19 protein-coding genes and 1 pseudogene are annotated in these 24,076 nt (G+C 63.9%); 7 read left to right on the forward strand and 13 right to left on the reverse strand.

All coding sequences use genetic code 11. The features are described from left to right. The first annotated feature begins 77 nt into the window (after positions 1–77). Genes ACMHLQ_RS08265 through hpaH form a run of 3 tightly spaced genes read left to right on the forward strand, consistent with a single transcriptional unit; the run spans position 78 to position 3,107 of the window. Complete coding sequence (locus ACMHLQ_RS08265) at positions 78–1,472, forward strand: pyridoxal phosphate-dependent decarboxylase family protein (RefSeq protein ID WP_415404301.1); 1,395 nt, start codon at positions 78–80, stop codon at positions 1,470–1,472. Continuing rightward, positions 1,472–2,323 (forward strand): fumarylacetoacetate hydrolase family protein, encoded by an 852-nt coding sequence (locus ACMHLQ_RS08270; protein WP_415404302.1) that lies wholly within the window; start codon positions 1,472–1,474, stop codon positions 2,321–2,323. The genes ACMHLQ_RS08265 and ACMHLQ_RS08270 overlap by 1 nt, the downstream gene beginning before the upstream one ends. Continuing rightward, a complete protein-coding gene (gene hpaH / locus ACMHLQ_RS08275; protein WP_415404303.1) occupies positions 2,313–3,107 on the forward strand; it encodes a 2-oxo-hept-4-ene-1,7-dioate hydratase in 795 nt (264 codons plus the stop codon). Before ACMHLQ_RS08270 ends, hpaH begins: the two co-directional genes overlap by 11 nt. A 2-nt stretch (positions 3,108–3,109) precedes the next feature. Here the strand turns inward: hpaH and ACMHLQ_RS08280 are convergent, their stop codons facing one another. From ACMHLQ_RS08280 to ACMHLQ_RS08295, 4 genes are all read right to left on the reverse strand, one after another. Continuing rightward, positions 3,110–4,054: a glucokinase gene (locus ACMHLQ_RS08280; protein WP_415404304.1), complete on the reverse strand. Its 945-nt coding sequence runs from the start codon at positions 4,052–4,054 to the stop codon at positions 3,110–3,112. Further along, positions 4,054–4,827, reverse strand: coding sequence for an ATP-binding cassette domain-containing protein (locus ACMHLQ_RS08285; protein WP_415404305.1), 774 nt, complete (start codon positions 4,825–4,827; stop codon positions 4,054–4,056). The genes ACMHLQ_RS08280 and ACMHLQ_RS08285 overlap by 1 nt, the downstream gene beginning before the upstream one ends. After that, complete coding sequence (locus tag ACMHLQ_RS08290) at positions 4,824–6,149, reverse strand: sugar ABC transporter permease (RefSeq protein ID WP_415404306.1); 1,326 nt, start codon at positions 6,147–6,149, stop codon at positions 4,824–4,826. Before ACMHLQ_RS08290 ends, ACMHLQ_RS08285 begins: the two co-directional genes overlap by 4 nt. A gap of 128 nt (positions 6,150–6,277) precedes the next feature. Beyond that, positions 6,278–7,312 carry a substrate-binding domain-containing protein gene (locus ACMHLQ_RS08295; RefSeq protein WP_415404307.1) on the reverse strand — a complete coding sequence of 345 codons (1,035 nt, stop codon included), beginning with the start codon at positions 7,310–7,312 and terminating at the stop codon, positions 6,278–6,280. Between the two features lie 176 nt (positions 7,313–7,488). Between ACMHLQ_RS08295 and ACMHLQ_RS08300 the strand changes: the two genes are divergently transcribed. Both ACMHLQ_RS08300 and ACMHLQ_RS08305 read left to right on the forward strand, forming a co-directional pair. After that, complete coding sequence (locus ACMHLQ_RS08300; RefSeq protein ID WP_415404308.1) at positions 7,489–8,691, forward strand: ROK family protein; 1,203 nt, start codon at positions 7,489–7,491, stop codon at positions 8,689–8,691. After that, positions 8,684–10,183, forward strand: a complete 1,500-nt coding sequence (locus ACMHLQ_RS08305) for a CRTAC1 family protein (protein WP_415404309.1) — start codon at positions 8,684–8,686, stop codon at positions 10,181–10,183. The genes ACMHLQ_RS08300 and ACMHLQ_RS08305 overlap by 8 nt, the downstream gene beginning before the upstream one ends. An 18-nt stretch (positions 10,184–10,201) precedes the next feature. Here the strand turns inward: ACMHLQ_RS08305 and ACMHLQ_RS08310 are convergent, their stop codons facing one another. The 3 genes and pseudogenes from ACMHLQ_RS08310 to xylB form a co-directional block, all read right to left on the reverse strand. Next, positions 10,202–11,506, reverse strand: coding sequence for a cytochrome-c peroxidase (locus ACMHLQ_RS08310; RefSeq protein WP_415404310.1), 1,305 nt, complete (start codon positions 11,504–11,506; stop codon positions 10,202–10,204). After that, a pseudogene (xylA, locus tag ACMHLQ_RS08315) lies at positions 11,487–12,793 on the reverse strand (xylose isomerase). The gene ACMHLQ_RS08310 and the pseudogene xylA overlap by 20 nt, the downstream one beginning before the upstream one ends. Then, positions 12,790–14,238, reverse strand: a complete 1,449-nt coding sequence (xylB, locus tag ACMHLQ_RS08320) for a xylulokinase (protein ID WP_415404311.1) — start codon at positions 14,236–14,238, stop codon at positions 12,790–12,792. Before xylB ends, xylA begins: the two are co-directional and overlap by 4 nt. Positions 14,239–14,439: 201 nt before the next feature. Here xylB and rpe point away from each other — a divergent pair, with 201 nt between their 5' ends. Beyond that, entirely contained in the window at positions 14,440–15,129 is a 690-nt protein-coding gene (gene rpe, locus ACMHLQ_RS08325) for a ribulose-phosphate 3-epimerase (RefSeq protein WP_415404312.1), read from the forward strand. A gap of 76 nt (positions 15,130–15,205) precedes the next feature. On the opposite strand, the gene ACMHLQ_RS08330 is transcribed toward rpe, so the two are convergent. The 6 genes from ACMHLQ_RS08330 to ACMHLQ_RS08355 all read right to left on the reverse strand — a co-directional run bounded on the left by ACMHLQ_RS08330 (position 15,206) and on the right by ACMHLQ_RS08355 (position 22,147). After that, a complete protein-coding gene (locus ACMHLQ_RS08330) occupies positions 15,206–16,699 on the reverse strand; it encodes a class I adenylate-forming enzyme family protein (RefSeq protein ID WP_415404313.1) in 1,494 nt (497 codons plus the stop codon). 13 nt (positions 16,700–16,712) lie between these two features. Further along, positions 16,713–17,132 (reverse strand): PaaI family thioesterase, encoded by a 420-nt coding sequence (locus ACMHLQ_RS08335; RefSeq protein ID WP_415404314.1) that lies wholly within the window; start codon positions 17,130–17,132, stop codon positions 16,713–16,715. After that, complete coding sequence (locus tag ACMHLQ_RS08340) at positions 17,113–18,183, reverse strand: acyl-CoA dehydrogenase family protein (protein WP_415404315.1); 1,071 nt, start codon at positions 18,181–18,183, stop codon at positions 17,113–17,115. Before ACMHLQ_RS08340 ends, ACMHLQ_RS08335 begins: the two co-directional genes overlap by 20 nt. A 1-nt stretch (position 18,184) precedes the next feature. Next, positions 18,185–19,384 carry an acyl-CoA dehydrogenase family protein gene (locus tag ACMHLQ_RS08345; protein WP_415404316.1) on the reverse strand — a complete coding sequence of 400 codons (1,200 nt, stop codon included), beginning with the start codon at positions 19,382–19,384 and terminating at the stop codon, positions 18,185–18,187. A 3-nt stretch (positions 19,385–19,387) separates the two neighbouring features. Next, complete coding sequence (locus tag ACMHLQ_RS08350; protein ID WP_415404317.1) at positions 19,388–21,481, reverse strand: 3-hydroxyacyl-CoA dehydrogenase NAD-binding domain-containing protein; 2,094 nt, start codon at positions 21,479–21,481, stop codon at positions 19,388–19,390. Between the two features lie 168 nt (positions 21,482–21,649). Beyond that, positions 21,650–22,147 (reverse strand): class I SAM-dependent methyltransferase, encoded by a 498-nt coding sequence (locus tag ACMHLQ_RS08355; RefSeq protein ID WP_415404318.1) that lies wholly within the window; start codon positions 22,145–22,147, stop codon positions 21,650–21,652. 147 nt (positions 22,148–22,294) lie between these two features. On the opposite strand from ACMHLQ_RS08355, the gene ACMHLQ_RS08360 reads away from it, so the two are divergent. Beyond that, positions 22,295–24,064, forward strand: a complete 1,770-nt coding sequence (locus ACMHLQ_RS08360) for a dipeptide ABC transporter ATP-binding protein (RefSeq protein WP_415404319.1) — start codon at positions 22,295–22,297, stop codon at positions 24,062–24,064. Positions 24,065–24,076 lie beyond the last annotated feature (12 nt).

The raw sequence follows: 24,076 nt of genomic DNA on the forward strand, positions 1-24,076 counted from the left end.
CACCCCATCTCGGCGGAGCACAGCTCCGCCTTACACTGTAAGGCGCACCTTGGTGCGCCCCGCCCGAAAGGATCACCATGAGCTGGGACGACTTTGCGAAAAATGCCAAAGACGCCGCCGATTGGGGTGCCACCTATCACAAAACCATCCGCGACCGCCCCGTCCGTGCCCAGACATCGCCCGGCGACATCGCGGCGCAACTCGACACCACACCACCCGAAGACGGCACCGAGCTCGCCGCGATCATGGCTGATTTCGAACGGATCGTGATGCCTGGCATCACCCATTGGCAACACCCCCGCTTCTTTGCGTATTTCAACTCCAACGCAGCCCCCGCCTCGGTGCTGGCCGAGTTCCTGACCGCGATCATCGCACCGCAATGCATGCTCTGGCAGACCTCGCCTGCTGCGACCGAGATGGAAACGCGGATGATGGACTGGCTGCGCCACGGCCTCGGCCTGCCGGATGCCTATCAGGGTGTCATCCAGGACAGCGCGTCGTCGGCCACCCTTGCCGCCGTGCTGACCATGCGCGAACGCGCCCTGAACTGGACGGGCAATATCGAAGGGCTGTCCGGCCAGCCCACCCTTCGCATCTACTGCTCGGACCAGGTGCACAGCTCGATCGACCGCGCCATTTGGGTGGCAGGCATCGGGCAGGACAACCTGGTCAAGATCCGCACCACCGGCGATCTGCGCCATATGGACCCGCTCGACCTCGAAGCCGCGATTGCGGAGGACAAGCAGGCAGGCCGTATTCCCGCTGGCATCATCGCCGCCACCGGCGCGACGGGCATGGGGGCCTGCGATGATCTGCAAAGCGTCGCGGCAGTGGCCAAGGAACACGGGATTTACACACATCTCGATGCGGCCTGGGCGGGCACGGCCATGATCTGCCCTGAATTCCGCACGCTGTGGGAGGGCGCAGACCAGTTCGACAGCATCGTCTTCAACCCGCACAAATGGCTGGGCGCGCAATTCGACTGCGCCGCCCACTTCCTGCGCGACCCCGACCAACTGCGTCAGACCCTCGCGATCCGACCCGAATACCTCAAGACCCACGGGGCGCAGGACGTTACCGACTACTCCGAATGGTCGATCCCGCTGGGTCGCCGTTTTCGCGCGCTCAAGCTGTGGTTTCTCATGCGCCATTACGGGATGGAGGGGCTGCGCGCCCGCATCCGCAACCATGTCACGTGGAGCCAGGCCCTGTGCGACCGCCTTTCTGCGGAGCCCGATTTCGAGATCGTCACGCCCCCCATCCTGTCGCTGTGGACATTCAAGGTGGCCGGGGCCAGCGATGATGACACCCAGCGGCTGGTGGACGCCATCAACGATGACGGACGCATCTACCTGACCCAAACTCTGGTCGATGGGCAAAAGGTGATCCGCTTTACCGCCGGGCAATTCGATTGCGAAGAGCGTGATTTCGACACCGCCTTTGACACCATTACCGAGATTGCGAGACGCTGATGAAATTCGCCACCTACAGCACGGACGGCGCCACATATTACGGCGCGGTTACAGATGCGGGCATGATCCCCCTGTCGCCGAACTTTGCCCAATGGCCGACCCTGCGCAACGTGATTGCGGCGGACGGCCTACACGATCTGGCCCAGGCCGCGGCGGGGCGCACGGCGACACATACCGACGTCACATACGACATCCCCGTGCCCAACCCGGAAAAGATCATCTGCGTCGGCGTCAACTTTCCCGACCGCAACGCCGAATACAAGGATGGGCAAGAGGCACCGCCCAACATGTCGCTTTTCCCCCGCTTTCCGCGCAGTTTCACCGGGCACAACCGTGCCGTCATCCGCCCGCCGGAAAGCGAAAAACTGGACTATGAGGGCGAGATCGCCATCGTGATCGGCAAGGGCGGGCGGCGCATTCCCGAGGCCGAGGCCTACGACCACATCGCCGCCCTCACCCTGTGCAATGAGGGCACGATCCGCGACTGGGTGCGCCATGCCAAGTTCAACGTGACACAAGGAAAGAACTGGGATGCCTCCGGCGCCATGGGCCCCTGGCTCGTGCCCTTTACTCACGCTGCGCAACTGGATGATATCCGCCTGACCTGCCACGTGAACGGCGAGTTACGGCAAGATGACCGCACCTCCCGCATGTTGTTCCCGATCCGCCGCCAGATCGCCTATATCTCGACCTTCACCACGCTCGTGCCCGGCGACATCATCGTCACGGGCACACCAACCGGCGCAGGTGCGCGGTTTGACCCGCCAAAGTTCCTAAGGCCTGGTGACGTGGTCGAGGTCAGCGCCGAAGGCATCGGCACCCTGCGCAGCGAGGTCGCCGATGACGCCTGAGGAACACGCACAGGCCGCCGCAAACCTGATCGAGGCGGAACGCAGCGGGGCACAGATCGGGCTGCTGTCGGTCGCTTACCCGAACATCACCATGGACGATGCCTATGCCATCCAGGGCCAGGTGGTTGCGGCCAAGGTCGCGGCGGGCGATCCGGTGATCGGATGGAAAATCGGGCTGACCAGCCGGGCGATGCAACAGGCGCTCAACATCGACATACCCGACAGTGGCGTGCTGACCCGCTCCATGCAGTTTGACAGCGGCGCAACCATTCCTGCGGGCCGCTTCATCCAGCCCCGGATCGAGGCCGAGATCGCCTTTGTCATGAAAGCCGACATTGGCGGTGCGGACGTGACACGCGACGAGGTGCTGGCCGCGACCGACTATGTGGCGCCATCGCTAGAAATCCTCGACACGCGCATCCTACGCAGCGACCCCGAGACGGGCCAGGCGCGCAAGGTGTTCGACACGATTGCCGACAACGCAGCCAATGCCGGGATCGTGTTGGGTCACGCGCGCCATCGCCCCGAAAACCTGCGGTGGGTCGGCGCGATTGTCACCGTGAACGGCACGGTCGAGGAAACCGGCCTTGGTGCAGGCGTACTGAACGATCCGGTGGAAAGCGTCGTGTGGCTGGCGCGGCGCATGGCGCTGTACGGCAACACGATCAAGGCGGGGCAAGTGATCCTGTCAGGCAGCTTTATCCGGCCCATCGAGTGCCCGCCGGGCACGCAGATCAATGCGGATTTCGGAAGTTTCGGATCGGTTGTTCTGAACTTTGCCTGACGTCAGGCGCTTTCGCGCACGCGGGCCAGCAGACGCGCCGTGCAGCCTCCGAGGGCCACGGTGTCGGACACGAACAGGAAGGCCGGGATACGCGAAAACTGGCCGTCAAAGCCGGGGTCAGAGCGCAGCGGCGCCAGCACACGTTCGCGCCGTTCCGGGGCCATCAGGAATTTGGCGAGCGAGCCGTTGAAGTAAAGGCCCGCACGCGGAAAATAGGCATAGGCCAATTCGCGCACCATCAGCCCGAACGCGTCGGCACAGGTCTCCAGCGCCTCCTTGGCGCGGGGGTCGTCGCTCTTGGCGAGGGCCTCGGCACTGTCCACATCCACACCGATCACGCGGGCCAAACGCAGCAGGCCGACACCGGAAAACAGGTTTTCGACGGTGTCGAACCGCGATGTATCCGGCATATGCGCCTGTAGGACGGACAAGACATTTGCGGGCAGGCTGGCATGGCCCATCTCGGATATCAGAACCGCGCCGCTGGCCATGTGCACGGCGGAGACGTTAAAGCCGGTGCCAAGGCCGACGACCAGCGCCTGACCGGACCCGCCCAGCGTAGCCCCCTCGTGCAGTGGTTGAACCGCGTCCGGCGCAACGCTTGGCACGGCTTGGCCCAGTGCCTCGAGGTCGTTCATCAATGTGACATCGGACGCCCCCAGCGCCTCGGTCAGCGCATCGGCGTCGAAATCCCAGTTGCGGTTCGTCAGACGGGCGTGTTTGCCCGCGACCGGCCCCGCCACCGCGATGACGACAAAGGGCGGCGCGGAATGGCCCGACAAGTAATCCTGTGCCAGGTCCAGAAAGCTGTCGAATTTGGCATTCGGGCGGCTAACCACAGTTTCCGGCAGCACACCACCCTGACCGACAAGCGCAAGGCGCGTGTTTGTCCCACCAACGTCGGCGACAAGGCCGATGGCCTTGTCATGTGCTGCCCAGCTTTCCATTACGCTTCGCCCGGTTTCTTGCCCAAGATGATCATTCCGAGCAGGTCATCGTCGGTAACGTCGTCAACGTCAACCGTGCCCACGAGTTTCCCGTTCTTCATCACGGATGCGCGGTCACACAGCTCCATCACGTCATGGATGTCATGGCTGATCAGGAAGATGCCGATGCCATCCGCCTTGAGCTGCTGGATCAGTTCCGACACCATCTGCGTCTCGTGCGGGCCGAGGGCAGCAGTGGGTTCGTCCATGATCAGGATACGCGCGTTGAAATAGACGGCGCGGGCAATGGCCACCGACTGGCGCTGACCGCCTGACAGGGCCGAAACCGGGTCCTTGAACTTTTTGAAGTTCGGGTTGAGGCGCGCCATGATCTTGCGCGTCTCGGCCTCCATCGCGTCATCATCAACAAAGCCGAGGTTCGACACCAACTCGCGCCCGAGAAACAGGTTCGAGGCGGCATCAAGGTTATCGGCCAGCGCGAGCGTCTGGTAGATCGTCTCGATGTTATAGGACCGCGCGTCGCGGGGGTTGGTGATGGTCGCTTTTTCCCCGTTCACGTAGATCTCTCCCGAGTCCATGGCATAGGCACCCGACAGGATCTTGATCAGGGTCGATTTGCCTGCGCCATTGTGGCCCAACAGGCCCACGACTTCACCGGGATAGAGGTCGACCGACACGTGGTCGACCGCATGAACCCCGCCGAACGAGATGCAGATGTCACGCATGTCGACAAGCGGCGTTCCCGTGCGGTCAATTTGCTTGGAAGCGGTCATTTCGAAGCCCTCCGGTAGAGGTTGTCCAGATAGACGGCCAGCACGAGGACAGAGCCCACGACGACCTGTTGAATGGCGGCGTCAAAGCCGATCAGCACCATGCCGGTTTGCAGGGATTGCATCACGAATGCGCCCAGCACCGCGCCATAGATTGTGCCAACCCCACCGGCAAGCGAGGTGCCCCCGATCACGGCGGCCGCGATCACATAGAGCTCGTCCAGCGTGCCAAGCGCATTGGTGGCCGAGCCCAGACGGGCCGAGGCGACCGAGGCCGACAGACCCGTAAGGAACCCCATTAGGGCGAAAATCTTGACTGTCATCCACTTGGTATTGATGCCCGCCAGGGCCGCCGCTTCGGGGTTGCCCCCGATAGCATAGACATAGCGGCCAAAGCGTGTGCGCGACATGACCAGCGTCATGACGATGGCGACCACCAGCAGGATCAGGACAGGGATGGCAAAGCCGTGGCTGATGAACAGCCCGCCCTCTGGGACCGTGATGTCATTGGCCGCCGCATAACGGCGCACAACACCGCGCGGCCACGGGTATGCGTTGACCAGCAGAACGGCCCCGATCACACCCCCGGCCCCGATGGCCGCGATGAACCCATCCGCCCAGACCGGACGCTGGGCAAAACCGTGTTTCTTGCGCTGAGCGCGGCCCGCAAAGACGAGGCCCACAACCACGGCAGCCCCGATCAGGCCGATGATCCACGACCCGGTCGCGCCCACCGCGCCCTCGGGCGTGCCGCCAAGCAGGCGGAACGTACTGTCCACGGGCGAGATCGTCTCGCCCCGCGCGACGAGAAAGGCGGCACCGCGCCAGACCAGCAGACCGCCCAGCGTGACGATGAAGGCGGGGATTTGCATGTAAGCGATCAGGTAGCCGTGGAATGCGCCCACCAGTGTTCCACAGATCAGGCCTACGATGACGGCGATGATCCAGATCGACCAGTGCTCAAGGCCCACCAGCTGGGGCAGGAACCACACCTGGGTCACGCCCATCACGATGGCGCAAAAGCCTAAGACAGAGCCGACCGAGAGGTCGATATGGCGGGTGACGATGACCAGCACCATCCCGCAGGCCATGATCCCGATAGAGGATGTCTGAACGCTCAGGTTCCACAGGTTGCGCGGTGTCAGGAACGCGCCAAAGCCGTTGACCAGCGCGCCATAGAGATGAAAGCCAATCCAGATCAGGGCCAGCGCGCCCAGCATGCCCAGAAGGCGGGTGTCGAGTTCGGTCGCCTGGATAAAGCGCGCCACAGGGCCCTTGGGGGCGGGGGGCGTCGGCTGTCCGGCGTCGTTGGTTGTGTCAGTCATCACTGTGTCCAGAATATAGGGTGCCGGATGCCGCAAGAAGTGACTTGGACAGGCGCACGCAGGTGATGTTTGGAAGTCGTTCGAAAATGCACCGGCGACCCAAGAGCCGCCGGTGCGGGGAGTACCCCTTAGCTGCAGCCGTCAACACCGGCCATGGCACCGGCACACACTTTTTCTTTTTCAATGTGGCCAGCGTCGATCACGGCGCTGATGTTGTCTTTGGTGATCGGCGTGGGGTCGAGGAAGATGGCGTTCATCTCGACACCGTTCGCACCACCGGACCATTTCACGGCACCGTCGATGCTGTCGAGCGACGCGCCACCGGCCAGGGCCACGGCGATGTCAGCAGCGGCCGAACCGAGGTCAAGCGCGTTTTTCCAGACCGACACGGTCTGCTCACCGCGTGCAACGCGGTTCAGGGCCGCGTGGTCACCGTCCTGGCCACCAACGGGCACCGACAGACCCTGGGCTTGCAGAGCGGCGATTGCGCCACCGGCCATGCCGTCATTCTGGCTCAGAACCGCGTCGACGTTGTTGTCGTTGGCGGTCAGGATCTGTTCCATGTTCTTCTGCGCGTTGTCAGGCTTCCACCCGTCCGAGAACGCCTCGCCCACGATGTTGATCTTGCCCGCGGCAACGTCGTCACCGATGACTTCCATCATGCCTTCCAGCAGGAAGCCGGCGTTGGGGTCGCCCTTGTCGCCCTTGATGATGGCAAAGTTGCCTTCGGGCTGTGCGGCCTTCACGGTCTCGGCGATGATACGGCCCACACCCTTGTTGTCGAATGTCAGGTAGAAGGTGCGCGCGTCTTCGATCAGACGGTCATAGCCCACAACCGGGATGCCTTCGTTGTCGGCCTGGTCGATGGCGGGGCCGATGGCGTCCTTGTCCATCGCGAGGATGATCAGGGCGTCGGCGCCTTGAGCGATCAGGGCCTCAACATCGGTCAGCTGCTTGGCAGCAGAGGCTTGCGCGTCGGCAGAGATGTATTTCGCGCCCAGCGCTTCCAGCTGCGATTTGATCGCGGCTTCGTCCGTTTTCCAGCGCTCTTCCTGGAAGTTCGACCAGCTTACGCCAACAGTCACGCCGTGACCGTCTGCAAAGACCGGAGTCGAGAACATCGTGGCAGCCGCAAGGGCGCCGAGTATCGTGCGTCGTTTCATTAGGTGTCCTCCCAAAGACTATGCCCGCCCCGGTCGTTTTCCGGGCGGTGGCTCATTGTTAGCGGTTTAAATTCGAAAAGCAAATTAAATTGGACAGTTCGTGAAAAAACCGTCATCATCCCAATCAGGGAGGCTGGGGCGCTGCCGCGGCCGGGAGGAAAAAAGAAAGTCTTTTCATGGCGTTCGGTCACCAGAAGGTCGAAAGCAGACGGCTGCTTTTGCGGGAAATCTCGCAGCGCGGCCCGCTTCCACGCATCGATTTGGCAGAGCGGACTGGCATCAGCCGGGCCACCGTGACCTCGGTCACGGCCGAGCTTTTGCGCGGCGGACTGATCGCGGAAGTGCCCCGCGAATCACGCAGTGACGAGGCCGCGCGGGGCCGCCCGCGCGTCGATCTCAAGATCGCGGGCCAGGCGCATTTGATTGCGGGCCTCAAAGTGTCGGACACGTCCATTTCCCTCGTTCTGGTCGATTTCGAAGGTGTCCACATCGCGGATCACGAACGTGACATCAACGTGGGCCGTTTGAGTGCCGCAGCCCTTGCAGACGAGATTGCCGAGGGGCTGGTGGCCCTCACGGCCAAGGTTGACCGGAGTCTTTCCGACCTATCAGGCGTTGGTGTCGGGCTGGCCGGTGTGGTCGACGCCGATCACGGGCTGGTCTACTGGTCACCGTCGCTGGATCAACGCAATGTCCCGCTGAGCACCGTGTTGTCGGACCGGTTGGGCGTCGCGGTCTATGTCGACAATGACGCCAACCTTGTCGCCATGGCCGAACTGACCTTTGGCATCGGCAAGGATCATTCCGATTTCATCGTCATCACCATCGAAAGCGGTGTGGGCATGGGCATGGTGCTGGGCGGTCAGCTCTATCGTGGCACCCGGGGATGCGGGGCCGAGTTCGGGCACACCAAGGTGCATCTCGATGGCGCCCTGTGCCGGTGCGGTCAGCGCGGATGCCTTGAGGCTTACGTGGCCGACTACGCCCTTGTGCGCGAGGCCACGAGCGTCGGCGGCGTCAGCCTGACCACCTCCACGTCCCAAGCCGTCAGCACCGTGTTGACCGCGGCCAAGGCGGGCGACCCCACAGCCCGCACCGTGATCGAACGCGCGGGCAAGATGTTTGCCATGGGCCTGGCCAACCTCGTGAACATCTTTGATCCTGAGCTGGTGATCCTGGCGGGCGAGCAGATGCAGTTTGACCACCTCTACGCCGATGCCGTCATCGAAGAGATGCGCAAAAGCATCGTCGAGATCGACAAACCCGCCCCGGCGGTCGTCGTGCACAAGTGGGACAACCTGATGTGGGCGCGGGGGGCGGCAGCCTATGCCCTAGAGTTCGTTCAGGACACTGCAGTCGAGGCACTCGAGGATGCGTAACTGTCTGGTGGCGTCCCTGCTCATGACCGGGCAGGCATGGGCGAACGATGCGCCCCTGTTTCAGCCTGTGGACGTGCCTGCCCACACCTATGACGGCGGGTGGGAACACTTTGTCGGCGGCGGTCTGGCCGTCCTGGATTGCGATGGCGATGCGCGCCCTGACTTGGTCGCGGCAGGCGGGTCGAACCCCTTGATGCTGCTGCGCAACACGTCAATGCCAGGCGGTGCGCTGTCGTTTGAGGATGCAACCCCCGACAGCCTCGCCCTGACTGGCACCACCGGGGCCTACCCGCTCGACATCGACAATGATGGCCTGCTTGACCTCGTGATCCTGCGAGTCGGTCCCGATGCTGTCCTGCGCGGGCTGGGCGATTGCCAGTTCGAACCGGTGCCCTTTGAAACGGGCGATCAGTGGAGCACCGCCTTTTCCGCCACGTGGGAGGCCGGACAGTCCCGCCCCACCCTCGCCTTTGGCCACTATGTCGACCGCTCCGATCCCGAAGGTCCGTTCGAGGCCTGTGACGTCAACCACCTTTGGCGCCCCGACGGCAGCGCGTACGCCGTCACCGACCTCACCCCCGGCCACTGCGCCTTGTCCATGCTGTTCACGGACTGGTCCCGCACGGGCCGCGCCGATCTGCGCGTGTCCAATGACCGGCACTATTACGTGCGCGACGGACAGGAACAGCTCTGGGCGATGGAAGACTCCCCGCGCCTGTTTACGGAAGATGAAGGCTGGGCGCGCCACATGCTCTGGGGCATGGGCATTGCCGCGCGCGATCTGGATCGCGATGGCCGGGACGAGGTCTATCTCAGCTCGATGGGCGATCAGCGGCTGATGCGCCAGACGTCGGACGCGCCCAGCTATGTCGACGTGCCCTTTGCCACCGGCACCACGGCGCAGCGCCCGTATATCGGTGACGATGGCCGCCCCTCGACCGGGTGGCACATCGCCTTTGGCGACGTGAACAACGATGGCTGGGATGACGCGTTCATTGCCAAGGGCAATGTGCAGCAGATGCCGGGCAACGCGATGGAAGACCCCAACAACCTGTTGGTCGGGAGCGCAAATGGCAGCTTTGCCGAGGTGGGGGATGTGGCTGGCGTCGCCTCGCTCCATCGTGGGCGTGGGGCGGCACTGGTGGACTTCAACGCGGATGGATTGCTCGACCTCGCGGTCGTGAACCGCCGCGCGCCGCTGGAGGTCTGGCAGAACGTAAGTGTCGATACGGGCCAGTGGTTTAGCGTGTCTCTGGCACAGGAGGGTGCCAATACCCAAGCGGTCGGCGCCTGGATCGAGGTTGATGACGGCACACAGGTTCAGGCACGTGAGATCACGGTGGGCGGGGGCCATGCAGGCGGCATCGCCGGCCCGCAGCACTTTGGCCTTGGTAAGGCGGATGCAATCCGCCTGCGCGTCCGCTGGCCGCATCAGGGCTGGTCAGAGTGGCGGAACGTGGCCGCAAATCAGCACATCAACATCACGCCGTAAGGCGGGGGTGTCCCCGCCCTAGCGGTCTACGGGCAGACCGCTAGGGACCGCATCCGGCACGCCGAGCGCGCCGCGGATGCTTTGCGGGTCGGTCAGTGCGTTGAGGAAAGCGATGAGGTCGTCGACCTCGGCATCCGACAGCGTCATCGGCGCAAGGTCATTGGCCGCCGCGATTGCGTCCACCTCCTCCACGTCACTCATCACCCGCAGATCGTCCGCATCCAAGCCCGGCATCACCGCTTGGGAAATGTCATAGGTCCGCAGGGATGCCACCGGATCGAGGTGATGGCGCACCACCCCTTCCAGCGTCGCATAGGCCCCCGAATGCCCATAAGGCCCGGTCTGCGCGACGTTGCGCAGCGGCGGCGTGCGGAACGCATAGGCATCCTCGGGATCGCCCGTCACGCGCATCCGGCCCGTATCGCGCGCATGGGATTCAAAGCGCGCCGCCTTGCCCGGCCCGATCTGGGGCATGGCGATGGCGTGGAAATCATGGTCGGTCTGGAAGCGGCCCGCGTGACAGCTGGCGCAATCAGCCTTGCCGTAGAACAGGTCCATCCCCCGCATGGCTGCAGGGTCCATCTCGGTCCCGTTGCGCAGGTAGAGGTCGAAGGGGCTGGCCACGCCCCGCCATTCGAAGTCCAGGAACGCGGCGACGGCATCCGAGATGTCGGTGAATCCGATCGCTTCCTCCCCGATCACGTCATCAAAGCGCGCCCGATACTCCGGGATCGCCGCGACCCGCTGCGCGAGGATGTCCCACGCTCCGCCCGGACCGGTCAGCAGCCCCTGGCGCACCGCCTGTGCCACGTCATTTTCGGCGTAATGCCCGGCCATCTCATCCGGGGACAGCACCGGGAACATGGATTGGGCCGACAGGGCCGAGGCAAAGCCCATCTCCATCTCTGCCCCCAATGGCGTGCGGATGCCCGAGGCGCGGGTGGCGTCCTGTTCCAGCCGCCCGTCATGGAAGAATACGGTGAACTCGCTGGCCCCAAGGTTGAACAGAGGTGGCGCGTTGCGCGGGATGCGCTGTTCGGGGAGGTTATCCGTGTCCACAACGCGGTCGGGCCCAAGGCCACTGCCCCCGTCGCCCAAGCCCAGCGACACTGCGTCGCCCGTGGCGAATTTGGGGTGGTGGCAGGTGGCGCAACTGACCGTTTTCGACCCCGACAGGATCGGATCATAGAACAGCAACTGCCCCAATTCGATCTGCGCGCTGTCAAGCTGTGGAAAGACGGGTTCGGCGTAAGGCAGGTCAGCCGCCCCCGCCGGGGCAGCCAACAGCCAGACGGCAAGCGCCTTAAACGAAACGCGAGACATGGTTTTCCAGTATCTCCTGACGGCCCGAATGCGGCTGCGGTTCGATCCCCTCGCCCAACACCCGCTCGGAAATCGAGGCGAGATCGCTGTCGAGCATCGCCTTGGCCTCGGCCGTGTCCCAACCTGCGTAACGGGCGGTCACCGCGTCCTGCAAGCCGCCATCCTCGATCATCGCCGCCGCCGCCTTGAGGCCCCGCGCACAGATGTCCATCGCGCCCACATGGGCGGCAATCAGGTCTTCGGCGTCCAGGCTTTGGCGTCGCAGCTTCGCATCAAAGTTGGTGCCCCCAAGGCCAAGGCCCCCCGCCTGCAGGATGTGGTAATAGCACAGCGCCACTTCAGGCACGTTGTTGGGGAATTGATCGGTGTCCCAGCCCGACTGGTAGTCATTGCGGTTCATGTCGATGGAGCCGAGCATCCCCTCGCTCGCCGCCACCGCAATCTCGTGCTCGAACGAATGTCCGGCAAGGATCGCATGCCCCTGTTCGAGGTTCAGCTTCACCTCGTCCTCCAGCCCGTATTTGCGCAGGAAACCGATGCAGGTCGCCGCATCGAAGTCATACTGGTGCTTGGACGGCTCCTGGGGTTTTGGCTCCACCAGGATCTGTCCCTTGAACCCGATCTTGTGCTTGTACTCGACCACCATGTTGAGGAAGCGGCCCATATGGTCCAGCTCGCGCCCCATATCGGTGTTGAGCAGGGTCTCGTACCCCTCGCGCCCGCCCCAGAGGACATAGTTCTGCCCGCCCATCTTGAGCGTGTTGTCCATGCAGGACTTCACCGTGGCGGCGGCATAGGCGAACACATCCGGGTCGGGGTTGGTCGAGGCCCCGGACATCCAGCGGCGGTGGCTGAACATGTTGGCGGTGCCCCAAAGCAGGCCAACGCCGGTCTGCTCCATCTTGCCCATCATGTAATCGGTGATCTCGTCGAGCCGCGCGATGCTTTCAGCCAATGTCGCCCCCTCGGGGCGCACATCAGCGTCGTGCCAGCAAAAGAACGGCACGCCGAGGCGCTCGAACATCTCGAACGCCACATCCGCCTTCATCTTGGCGCGGCCCATATCGTCCTGCGGATGCCAAGGGCGGATAAAGGTCTGCCCACCAAAGGGGTCGCCCCCTCCCATGCGAAGGAATGCCAATAGGCGACGGCAAAACGCAGATGGTCCTCCATCCGCTTGCCCATCACCATCTCGTCCGGGTTGTAGTGGCGGAAGGCCATGGGGTTGGTGCTGTCCGGCCCCTCGTAGGTGGCGGGGGCAACGGCGTCAAAAAATCCTGTGGTCATGGCATGGCTTTCAAAGTTGGGTAAGCGGCGGCAAAGCCGCGATAGGCGTCATCATAGGCGGATGTCAGGGCCGGATCGGGGTCGATCACATCCACAATGGGTGGTTTGGTCATGATGCTGGCGGGGTCATCGCCCGTCACGCCGCACATGGCGATGCGGGCTGCGCCAAGGGCAGCGCCGAATGCGCTTTCGTCCGGGCGTTCCAGCGGAATGTTGAGCGTGGTGGCCAGCATCCGTGTCCAGTGATCTGACCGGCTGCCGCCCCCGATGGCCAGCGCGCTGTCAAGCGTGGCGCCCGTCTTGCGCAGCGCCTCGAAACTGTCGCGCAGGGCAAAGCTGACCCCGGTCATCACGGCGCGGGTAAGGTCGGCAGGACCGGAGGCAATGTCGAGCCCGGTAAATCCGCCCCGCACCTGCGCATCATTATGCGGCGTGCGTTCGCCGGACAGATAGGGGTAGAATTTCACATCTGGCGGAGGCAGCAGCGCCTCGCCCAAAGCGTTCGACAGAGCCGCCGCCGACTGGCCGGTGATCCGCGACAACCAGTTCAGGCTGTCCGTTGCGGCCAGCACCACGCCCATCTGATACCATCGCCCCGGCACAGCGTGGCAAAAGGTGTGCACCGCGCTGTCGGCCATGGGCGCATAGCGGTCCCGACCCGTCAGCACGACGCCAGAGGTCCCGAGAGAGACAAACCCCTCGCCCTCGCCCAGCGCGCCCACACCACAGGCGGCCACGGCATTGTCGGCCCCGCCTGCCACGACAACACAGCCAGCAGGCAGGCCAAGATCGGCCCGCGCGGCCTGCACGTCACCCACAACGTCGGTGCCTTCCAAAAGGTCTGGCATCTGGTCAGCGTTCATGCCGCCAAGGGCGAGCAGGTCGTCGGAAAAGGCGCGCGCGCCCACGTCCAGCCAAGCGGTGCCAGCGGCATCTGACATCTCGGTCGCATGACGCCCGGTGAGCCACCAGACAACGTAATCCTTGGGTAACATGACCTTTGCGACCCTGGCAAAGGTCTCGGGTTCATGCGCGGCGACCCAGGCCAGTTTCGGCGCGGTAAAGCCGGGAAACACGATGTTGCCACTGATCGCGCGGGCCTGCGGGTCGGCATCCATCCGGGCGGCCTCGGCAAAGCTGCGCGTGTCGTTCCACAGGATGCAGGGGCGCAGCACTGTATCTGCGGCATCGACCATGACCGCGCCGTGCATGTGCCCGGACAGGGCCAGACCGCGTACGGCGCCAAACGCGGCCGGATACGCCGCGCGCAAGGATGCCAGCACCGCCGTAACACCCGCGATCCAATCGGCAGGATCCTGTTCGCTCCACCCCGCCGCGGGGTTTGACACCTCATAGGTGGCATCGGCACTGCCAACCGCGCGGCCATCGCCGTCCACCAGCAACGCCTTGACACCTGACGTGCCCAGATCAAGACCCAGATACATCGCATTCCTCCCTGACGCACACAGTTGCCCGCTTTAATTCGAAAGTCAAATTAAACTGAGCCGAAATCACAAATCCCCGTCCGTTTGCAACATCGCACTGGCCTGCGTCCTTCTCTGTTCCCCAAAAATCCTCCCCGAAGGGCCCCTTTCCACGCGGCGCGTAGATGGATATATCGCGACCACATCTCACAGGAGCCGCACATGACCTTTGATCGCGCCATCAAGATCGCCCCCTCGATCCTCGCCGCAGATTTTGCCAATTTCGGTGCGGAATGCGCAGCCGTCGAAGGGCAAGGCGCGGACTGGATTCATGTGGACGTGATGGACGGGCATTTCGTGCCCAACATCACCTTTGGTCCCGCGACCTGTGCCGCCATTCGCCCCCACATCAAGGGGGTGATGGACGTGCACCTGATGATTGCCCCGGTCGATCCTTACATCGACGCCTTTGCGCAGGCCGGTGCGGACGTGCTGACCGCCCATGTAGAGGCCGGTCCGCACATCCACCGCACACTTCAGGCCATTCGCGGCGCCGGCATGAAGGCGGGCGTGGCGTTAAACCCCGGCACGCCAGCGGCGGCAGTCGAAGAGCTTATGGACATGGTCGACCTGATCTGTGTGATGACGGTCAACCCCGGCTTTGGCGGGCAAAAGTTCATCGACATGAGCGCCAAGATCAAGGCGCTGCGCACGATGATCGGGGACCGCGAGGTGCATATCGAAATCGACGGCGGCGTGGACCCGAAAACCGCGCCAACCGTGGCACAGGCGGGCGCAGATGTGCTGGTGGCAGGCTCGGCCGTGTTCCGGGGCGGTTCGGTCAGCGACCCGGCCCCTTACGGAGAGAACATCCGCGCCATCCGCGCGGCTGCCGAGGGCGTCTGGGCCTGATCCTGTTCAGAGCCAACGCCAGCCACCTCGCATTTTTCGCATCGAAAAATAGCCGGAATGCGCGTCGCACTCCGTTTCACTGCAGGTCGTCTGAAAACGTGTCGATCAGCTTGTGTTTCAGCACCTTGCCCGTGGGTGCCGCAGGCAGGCTGTTGGCAAACACGTAGCGCGCAGGTCGCTTGTACCCGGCCAGCCGATCGCGCACGAAGATGCGCAAGGTCTCTTCGCTCAGCGTGCTCCCTTGCGCCACCTGGACAAAGGCCAGCACTTCCTCGTCCCCCGCTTTGCGCCGCCCGACGACCGCGGCCTGAATCACCTCCGGATGATCGTTCAGCGCCGCCTCGACCTCGGGCGGATAGACGTTGAACCCGCCATGGATGATCAATTCCTTCGACCGGCCCAGAATGTGCAGATGCCCGGCCTCGTCGATCCGGCCCAGGTCACCCGTGCGCAACCAGCCATTCCCACCAAGTACAGCCGCTGTCAGGTCAGGCGCCCGGAAGTACCCTTTCATTACATGCGGGCCGCGCGTCAGTACCTCGCCCATGCCATCGCCACCGCCCTCAACCGCTTGGTCGATGGCAATCTCGATACCCGGCAGGGGCGGACCAACGGACGTGTCGGGATCGCCCATCGGATTGGAAGTGGCCGCCGCCCCCGCCGTGCTTTCCGTCAGCCCGTATCCGTTCTGCAGCGCCACGCCATAGAACGCCTCGGCCTCGCGTTTCCACGTGGGATCGAGCGGGGCCGCACCCGAGGACACAAAGCGCAGCGTGTCAGAACCCAGCCGATCCAACCCCTTTGCGCGCGCATGCGCCATAAGCAGCGCGTGCATCTGCGGCACGCCCGAGAACAATGTAATTCCGTCGCGCAAACCGTCATAGACCGCCGCCACGTCAAAGCGCGGGATCAGCCGCACAGGCGCGCCCGCAAAGACCGCCGCCACAATGATCGAGCACAGGCCGAACACATGGGTGCTGGGCAGCACACCGTAGATCAGATCGTCAGGTGTCATGGCCCGGAATTGGGCCGAGGTCATGCCGCCAAACCGCACATTTGCGTGGGTCAGCATTACGCCCTTGGGATCCCCCGTGGTACCGGTGGTGTAAAGGATGACGGCGACATCGGCGTCGGCCCTGGGACTGTCCCCGCGGGGACAGTTGAGGTCGAGTTGGCCCCAGACACCAGAGGTTGTGTCTGCACCGAGGCGTTGGCCGTGTTTGGCGGCCTCTTGCGAGACTTCGGAGGTAAAGAATATCGCGCGCGGCTCTGCATGGGCGATGATCCGGTCAAGTTCCTGCGCGGATTGGCGGGCGTTGACCGGGACGGCGACAGCCCCCATGCGCCACGTGGCAAAAAGGGCTGCAACAGCAGCGGCGCAGTTTTCCGACACAATCATCACGCGGTCGCCTTGCCTCACGCCCTGCGCGGCCAGTGTATCGACCAAACCATCCGCCGCAGCGGCGAGATCGCGATAAGTCCAGCGCGCGCCGGTGGCGTCCTCGAGCGCTGGGGCGTCAGGCCGTATAGCAAGCTGATGGGCCAGAAGATCGTGCAAGTTCGACGTCATGGCCCGGTCGCGATCATTGGCCCGGCACCCGTTTGTAAACGCCCGTGGCCGTGGCGATCACCGTGCCTGCGGCGTCCGTCACCTCGCCATCGGCAAAGACGAGGTTGCGGCCCGCGCCGGTGATTTCACCATGCGCCGTCACCCGCCCCTCACGCGCGGGAGCAAGGTATTGCGTCGTCATCGAGATGGTCATGAAGCGCGTATCACCCGCCCCGTTCCCCGTCAGCGACGCGGCAAAGCCCATCGCATTGTCGAGCATGCAGGATATGATCCCGCCATGCAGCCCGCCGTGCCGGTTGCCATGCTGCGGCCCGATGTCGAGGTGGCACCGCGCGGTGCCGTCGCCCGTGCTGATATCAACCACGTAGCCGAGCAGGGTCTGCGCGCCGGTTTCGTCCCTTATGATCCCGTCTTCAGGCGGCAGAGAGGGCAATGAACCGCTCCAGATGGTAATCGGTGTCGCCAAAGCGGTGATCGGCCATGATGATCCGCTTGGCGATATGGGCCAGTTCGTATTCCTGCGTCATGGCAATGCCGCCATGCATCTGGATCGCTTCCTCGGCCACCAGACGGCCCGCGCGGCCAATGAGGTTCTTGGTGGCGGACAGGTGCAGATCGCGGTCGGATGCATCCAGATACCCGGCGGCGTTGATCACGGCAGAGCGGACCTGTTCGAGTTCGATCAAGAGGTCGGCCATGCGGTGGGCGAGCGCCTGGAACGTGCCGATGGGCCGCCCGAATTGCTTTCGCGTCATCAGGTAGTCCTTGGTCAGCGCGGTGGCGGTTTCCATCGCGCCCAGTGCCTCGGCAGATATGGCGACGAGGGCGAGGTCCGTCACCTCTTGCAAGGCGTCCATGCCTAGGCCGAGCGGTGTGGCCGGTGTTTTGTCGAGCACCAGTTCGGCCGCACGCCCACCTGCAAGCAGGGGATAACCCTGAATGTCGAGGCCACTGGCCCCCTTGTCCACGAGGAAGAGCGCGATGTCGTCACCATTGCGGGCCGAAACGATGATGTGATCAGCGGCTTCGGCGTTCATAACGACCGCCTTGCGCCCTGTGATCGCATCTCCATTCGCCTGCGTCTGGACGTGATCCATGTCGTAACGCCCGCCCGGTTCGCCATGGGCAACGGCGAGGTGCAGATCACCTGCAATCAGCGCCTCAACCTTGTCCATCTGCCCGGCAGAGGCCAGCAGTCGCCCGCCCATCAGAGCGCTGTCGAGCACCGGTTCCACGACGCCTGCGCGCCCCAGCTCCTCGAACACCACGGCGATGTCGAACCCCGCACCGCCAAAGCCGCCCTGATCCTCGGTGAACAGGGCGCCGAGGATGCCCAACTCGGCCAGCTCGGCCCAGATGTCGGATGACATGCCCGCCTCGGAGTCGAGGATCTCGTTCCGCGTGGCGGTCGTGTATTTGTCGCGCAGATAACGGCGCAACGTGTCTTGCAGCATCTGCCGCTCTTCTGTGAGGTCAAAGTTCATGTCAGGCGCCCCCGCTCATGGTGACCTTGGCGATGATGCCGCGCTGGATTTCGTTGGATCCGCCGAAGATCGACAATTTGCGGTTGTTGAAATACTGCGCCGCGACCGGTCCTGCGCCATGCGGGTCGGGGATCATGTCATTGGCCCCTTCAACGGCTTCGGAGGCGAAAGGCATCGCGTAAGGCCCTGCCGCGCGGCGCGCGAGGTCGTTGATTTCCTGACGGATGATCGACCCTTTGACCTTGAGCATCGACGCCTCAAGCCCCGGTGCACCGCCTGCGGCGGCTTGGGATACGATGCGCAGGTTTGATGTGGCCATCGCGCGCATGTCGATTTCCACCTGTGCGATGCGGGCGGCGAAGTGGGGGTTTTCGATCAGCGGCTTGCCATTGTGGCTTTCGGCGCGAGCCAGCCGTTTGACCGCCGCAAGGCCCGCCTGGCTGGACCCCACACCGCCGAGCCCCGTGCGTTCGTGGGTCAGCAGATATTTGGCATAGGTCCAGCCCTTGTTTTCCTCGCCCACGAGGTTGTCGACCGGCACGCGCACATCCGTGAACCAGACCTCGTTCACCTCGTGACAACCATCCAGCAGGATGATGGGCCGCACCTCGACCCCGGGGCTGTCCATGTCGATCAGCAGGAACGATATCCCTTCCTGCTGCTTGACCTCCGGGTCGGTACGGACAAGGCAGAAGATCATGTTGGCGTGCTGGCCCAACGTCGTCCACGTCTTTTGCCCGTTGACAATGTAGTGGTCCCCGTCGCGCACCGCGCGGGTTTTCAGCGAGGCGAGGTCGGACCCCGCCCCCGGCTCGGAATAGCCCTGGCACCACCAGTCCGACCCATCGAGGATGCGGGGCAGCCAGTGGTCCTGCTGTGCCTTAGAGCCGAATTTTTGCAGCACCGGGCCGAGCATCGAGAGGCCAAAGGGCACGATGCGTGGAGCGTGGGCGGCCGAGGCCTCCACGTCGTAGATGTGGCGCTGCACCGCGCTCCACTCGGCGCCGCCAAAGGCTTTGGGCCAGTTCTGCGCCAGCCAGCCGCGGTTGTTCAGGATCGTGTGCCAACGGTCCATATCGGCCTTGGCTAGGTCCTGCCCGGTGCGCACCTTGTCCGCGATCTCGGTCGGCAGTTCGTCACGCAGGAAGGCGCGCAATTCGTCCTGAAAGGCAAGTTCGTCGGCGGAATAGCTCAGGTCCATGGCTTAGCCCTCTTTGTTGAGATCATCGAATGTGCGCCCGTCGGCGACCAACTGTTCAAGCAGCGGTGCGGGGTGCCAGAAATAGGGGTCGGTTTCTGCGTAACCCTTGATATCGTTCAGAAGTTCGGGAAGGCCCTGTATGTCCGCCCATTTGAGTGGTCCGCCGCGATAGCGCGGGAAACCGTAGCCGAAGAGCAGCGTCATATCTACGTCCGAGGGGCGGCGGGCGATGCCTTCGCCTACAACCTTGGCCGCCTCGTTGACCATCGACGCCATGTAGCGGCGCACGATCTCCTCATGGGTAAAGCTGCGCGGCGTGATGCCTTGCGCCGCACGCTCGGCCTCGATCAGGGGCAGGACATCGGGGTTGGGTACGCGGGCCTTGGGACCAGCGGCGTAGTCGTAGTACCCTTTGCCGGTCTTCTGGCCGAAATGGCCGTCCTCACACAGCTTGTCGGCGTAGTGCGTGTCGCGGGCGCGGGGGTCGAGCCCCTCGGCCCGTTTGCGTTTGCGCACCGCCCAGCCAATGTCGAGGCCTGCGAGGTCGGCCACGGCAAAGGGGCCCATGGCGAATCCAAACGCTTCGAGGGCGGCGTCGATGTCATAGGGTGAGGCGCCGTCGAGGATCATGTGATCGGCAGCGGTGCGATAGGTCGACAGGATGCGGTTGCCGATGAATCCGTCGCAGACACCCGCGCGGACCGAGATTTTGCCCAGCATCTTGCCCAGCGCAAAGCCGGTGGCCGTCACATCCGGTGCCGTCTTGTCCGCCACGACCACTTCGAGCAGCTTCATCACGTGGGCGGGGGAAAAGAAGTGCAGGCCCAGCACATCTGCCGGGCGCGAGGTACTGGCCGCGATTTCGTTGATGTCGAGGTAAGAGGTGTTGGAGGCCAGGATCGCGCCCTGTTTGCAGACGCAGTCGAGTTCGCCGAACACCTTTTTCTTGACGCTCATGTCCTCGAACACGGCCTCGATCACCAGATCGACGTCGTGGAGTTTTTCGTAGTTGGTGACGACAACCAGCGTGTGCGTCAGGATCTGGTCGTGCTGGTTGGGGGTGATCTTGCCCCGTTTGACTGCGCCCGACAGGTTGCGTTCGATCCGGTCGCGGGCGGCCTGCCCGGCCTCTGCGCTCATCTCAAGCAGCGTGACCTCAAGCCCGGCAAGCAGGGCCGCCGTGGCAATGCCCGCGCCCATGGTGCCGCCGCCGATCACGCCGATATGCTGAAGACCGCGGGGCGTCACGCCCTTGAGTTCGGGCAGGTTGCTGACGGCCCGTTCGGAGAAAAAGGCGTGGATCATGCCCTGACGCTGGTCGGTCTGCATGAGATCGTAGAAAATCTGGCGCTCGGCCTTCAGCCCTTCGGCAAAGGGTTTTTCGACAGAGGCCTGCACCGCGCGCACGCAATGGGCGGGCGAAATCTGCCCCTTGGAGCGGGCCAGCGTCGCCTCGAACGCCGCATCCCAATCGATGGGTTCGGGCGGGGGCATTTCGCTGACTGCGCGGCGGCCTGCGCCGTCTTTCAGCAGTTTCTGGGCATAGGCGAGGCCGTTCTTGCCCGGATCGCCATCCTTGATCACGTCGATGATGCCCAGATCATGGGCAGCTTTCGCGCCCACATGCCGGCCCGTGGTCATCACCTCGAGCGCGGGTTCGACGCCGGTGAGGCGCGGCAGACGCTGGGTGCCGCCCGCGCCGGGGATGAGGCCCAGATGCACTTCGGGCAGGCCCACGCGCGCTGACGGAACTGCGATGCGATAGTGACAGCCCAGCGCCACCTCGAGCCCACCGCCAAGGGACACGCCGTGCATCGAGGCAACGACAAGCAGCGGCGACGCCTCGATCCGGTTGATGAGGTCGGGCAGGTGCGGTTCGAGCGGAGGTTTGCCGAATTCCGTGATGTCGGCCCCGGCAAAGAAGGCGCGCCCCTCGCCCACGATCAGCACGGCGCGCACGCCATCATCGGATTCGGCCTGGTCCATGCCTGCCCACAGACCCGCGCGCACGGCATGGCTGAGGGCGTTGACGGGCGGGTTTTGCACAGTCAGGACGGCGATATCGCCGTCGCGGGAATAGGCAATCTTGTCGCTCATGGGACCTCCGCTGGTGCTGATGGGCACGGCGCGCTCCTCCGCGCCACCGGCTCGGGGTTCAGCCTAGGCAGCGGAGGAAAAAGGGCAAGCCCTTCGCAAAGCGACGCAACGTCTCTCTGGTTTGAAACAGGGCAACCATCGCCCCGTAGAGGGCCGGGGTGCGCGACCTCAAGCCTCGCGCCGATAGATGAAACAGCGCCCCTCTACCGCCCCATCGGGCAATGGCTGTTCAACCAGGTTGTCGAAATACATCCGGTCCGACGCGACCATCAAACCGCCGACCGCCAGCAACGGCTCGACACTGGGTGAGATGCGGCGCGCAAAAAGGTCGTTTTTCTCGCGGTTGTGCCCGCCAAGGTCGGCGTGGATCAGGGCCGCCGTCGCGCCGAAGCGTTCAAGCGCCATGGGCAAGGTGTCAAACACATCGCCCAGCATCACCATGTCGTCGGGCGGGGTGCTGTCGGGATGCGAGGCGATGGCGCGTTCGAACACGAAAATCTCGCGCTTGGGCATGATGTGGCACATGTGGTGATAGGTGCGCCCGTTGCCGAGGCCCAATTCGAACACTGGCCCCTCCAGCGCGGCCACCGCGCGGGCGGCGTGGTCGAGGCAGGCGCGTTGCGACACCATACGGTCGACAAACAGATCAAGGCGGCTTTGGGTCATGCGTAGTTCCTATGCTTTTGCCTTAGATGGGACAGAAAATTCGAAAAGTGTAGCACGAAACCGCGAGGTTAGCGTGTATGGACGTATTGGCCGGAATCGGTTTGACTGAGTTCCGGGAAGACAAGTGCAGCAATTCAAGGACGGTATATGGCCCCCCTGCTCGACGTGCGAGACCTCTCTATCGGCTTTGGCGTGGCCCCTCCGGTTGTGGCGGGTGTGAACTTTTCCGTGAGTGCGGGCGAGACGCTGGCGTTGGTTGGTGAAAGCGGGTCGGGCAAGACGCTGACCTGCCGGTCGATCCTGCGCATTCTTCCCGGTACGGCGCAGCTGCGCCGGGGCGAGATCGAATTTGGCACTGGCACATCGCGCACCGACCTGTTGAAGCTGGGCAGCCGCGAGATCCGTGACATTCGCGGCGACCGTATTTCGATGATTTTTCAAGAGCCTATGCGGTCCCTGTCGCCTTTGCATCGCATTGGTAACCAGGTGGCCGAGGTTCTGACCCTGCACCGCGACATGGGCGCGGCAGAGGCCAAGCGGGACGTTCTGGCCACGTTTGAGCGCGTTGGCTTTGTCGATCCCGAGCGGGCGTTCCGCGCCTATCCGTTCGAGATGTCGGGCGGCATGCGCCAACGCGCCATGATCGCCATGGCCATGGTGGCCAAGCCCGACCTTTTGATTGCCGACGAACCCACAACCGCGCTGGACGTGACCACGCAGGCCCAGGTGCTGGGCCTGATGAAAGACCTCCAGCGCGACACCGGCATGGCGATGATCCTCGTCACTCACGATCTGGGCGTGGTCGCCAACATGGCCGATACCGTGGTTGTGATGAACAAGGGCCACGTCATGGAAAGCGGCCCCGCCCCCGTTGTTCTGGGCGATCCCGGCCATGGCTACACTCAAAAGCTGTTTGCCGCCGCCCCGGCGATCCCCGAGAACCCGTCGCTGGTCGACCCCGTGGTGCAGGACGATGTGATCCTCGAGCTGAAGAATGTGTCCAAGACCTACACGGTACGGGCGGGCGGCTGGAAGGCCAGCAAGCATGTCTATGCCTGCCGCGATGTCTCGCTGATCCTGCCCCGTGGCAAGACCCTTGCCGTGGTCGGTGAAAGCGGGTCGGGCAAGACGACCTGTGCCCGCATCGCGCTGGGGGCCGAAGTGCCGGACGCGGGCGCCGAGGTGTTGTTTCGCGCCGAACCCGGTGCCGAACCTGTCTGTATCAACAAGCTGAGCCGCGCACAGAAAGTGGCGTTCCAGCGTCAGGCGCAGATGGTGTTTCAGGATCCCTATTCCTCTCTCTCTCCGCGCATGCGGGTGCAGGAGGCGCTGACCGAGCCGATGGAGATCCACCGCATCGGCAACAGGACTGCGCGCCGGGACAAGGCCGCAGAAATGCTGCGCTGGGTCGGCCTGAACCCGGACATGCTGAAGCGCTATCCGCACGCCTTTTCCGGCGGGCAACGCCAGCGTCTGTCGATTGCCCGTGCGCTCACCCTCGATCCGGTGCTGCTGGTCTGTGATGAGCCGACATCGGCCCTGGATGTGAGCGTTCAGGAGCAGATTCTGGTGCTGCTTGAGCGCATACGTGATGGTATGGGCCTCAGCTATCTCTTCATCAGTCACGATCTGGCCGTGGTGTCACGCATTGCGGATGAGGTGGCTGTGATGCGCCAGGGTGTGGTGGTCGAACAGGCCCCACCCGAGACGCTGTTTCACAACCCGCGCCATCCTTACACGAAGGCGCTGATTGCGGCCCAGCCAACGCCAGACATCAAGCGACCCATTGATCTGGCGCAGGTGTCCCAGGGCGCGGGATCACCCGCCAGCTGGCCGGAGATGTTCCGCTTTGAGGGGCTGGATGCCCCCGACCTCACCCAGATCGAACCCGGACACAAGGTGCGCTGTCATGTTTGAGCGTTTGACGAC

It is taken from the genome of Tateyamaria algicola (genome assembly GCF_047715485.1).
GTDB lineage: Bacteria > Pseudomonadota > Alphaproteobacteria > Rhodobacterales > Rhodobacteraceae > Tateyamaria.

Bases quoted from the DNA above. Each gene is read 5' to 3' on its own strand.
- ACMHLQ_RS08265 (WP_415404301.1), top strand. From the start codon at position 78: ATGAGCTGGGACGACTTTGCGAAAAATGCCAAAGACGCCGCCGATTGG.
- ACMHLQ_RS08270 (WP_415404302.1), top strand. From the start codon at position 1,472: ATGAAATTCGCCACCTACAGCACGGACGGCGCCACATATTACGGCGCG.
- hpaH (WP_415404303.1), top strand. From the start codon at position 2,313: ATGACGCCTGAGGAACACGCACAGGCCGCCGCAAACCTGATCGAGGCG.
- ACMHLQ_RS08280 (WP_415404304.1), bottom strand. From the start codon at position 4,054: ATGGAAAGCTGGGCAGCACATGACAAGGCCATCGGCCTTGTCGCCGAC.
- ACMHLQ_RS08285 (WP_415404305.1), bottom strand. From the start codon at position 4,827: ATGACCGCTTCCAAGCAAATTGACCGCACGGGAACGCCGCTTGTCGAC.
- ACMHLQ_RS08290 (WP_415404306.1), bottom strand. From the start codon at position 6,149: ATGACTGACACAACCAACGACGCCGGACAGCCGACGCCCCCCGCCCCC.
- ACMHLQ_RS08295 (WP_415404307.1), bottom strand. From the start codon at position 7,312: ATGAAACGACGCACGATACTCGGCGCCCTTGCGGCTGCCACGATGTTC.
- ACMHLQ_RS08300 (WP_415404308.1), top strand. From the start codon at position 7,489: ATGGCGTTCGGTCACCAGAAGGTCGAAAGCAGACGGCTGCTTTTGCGG.
- ACMHLQ_RS08305 (WP_415404309.1), top strand. From the start codon at position 8,684: ATGCGTAACTGTCTGGTGGCGTCCCTGCTCATGACCGGGCAGGCATGG.
- ACMHLQ_RS08310 (WP_415404310.1), bottom strand. From the start codon at position 11,506: ATGTCTCGCGTTTCGTTTAAGGCGCTTGCCGTCTGGCTGTTGGCTGCC.
- xylB (WP_415404311.1), bottom strand. From the start codon at position 14,238: ATGTATCTGGGTCTTGATCTGGGCACGTCAGGTGTCAAGGCGTTGCTG.
- rpe (WP_415404312.1), top strand. From the start codon at position 14,440: ATGACCTTTGATCGCGCCATCAAGATCGCCCCCTCGATCCTCGCCGCA.
- ACMHLQ_RS08330 (WP_415404313.1), bottom strand. From the start codon at position 16,699: ATGACGTCGAACTTGCACGATCTTCTGGCCCATCAGCTTGCTATACGG.
- ACMHLQ_RS08340 (WP_415404315.1), bottom strand. From the start codon at position 18,183: ATGAACTTTGACCTCACAGAAGAGCGGCAGATGCTGCAAGACACGTTG.
- ACMHLQ_RS08345 (WP_415404316.1), bottom strand. From the start codon at position 19,384: ATGGACCTGAGCTATTCCGCCGACGAACTTGCCTTTCAGGACGAATTG.
- ACMHLQ_RS08350 (WP_415404317.1), bottom strand. From the start codon at position 21,481: ATGAGCGACAAGATTGCCTATTCCCGCGACGGCGATATCGCCGTCCTG.
- ACMHLQ_RS08355 (WP_415404318.1), bottom strand. From the start codon at position 22,147: ATGACCCAAAGCCGCCTTGATCTGTTTGTCGACCGTATGGTGTCGCAA.
- ACMHLQ_RS08360 (WP_415404319.1), top strand. From the start codon at position 22,295: ATGGCCCCCCTGCTCGACGTGCGAGACCTCTCTATCGGCTTTGGCGTG.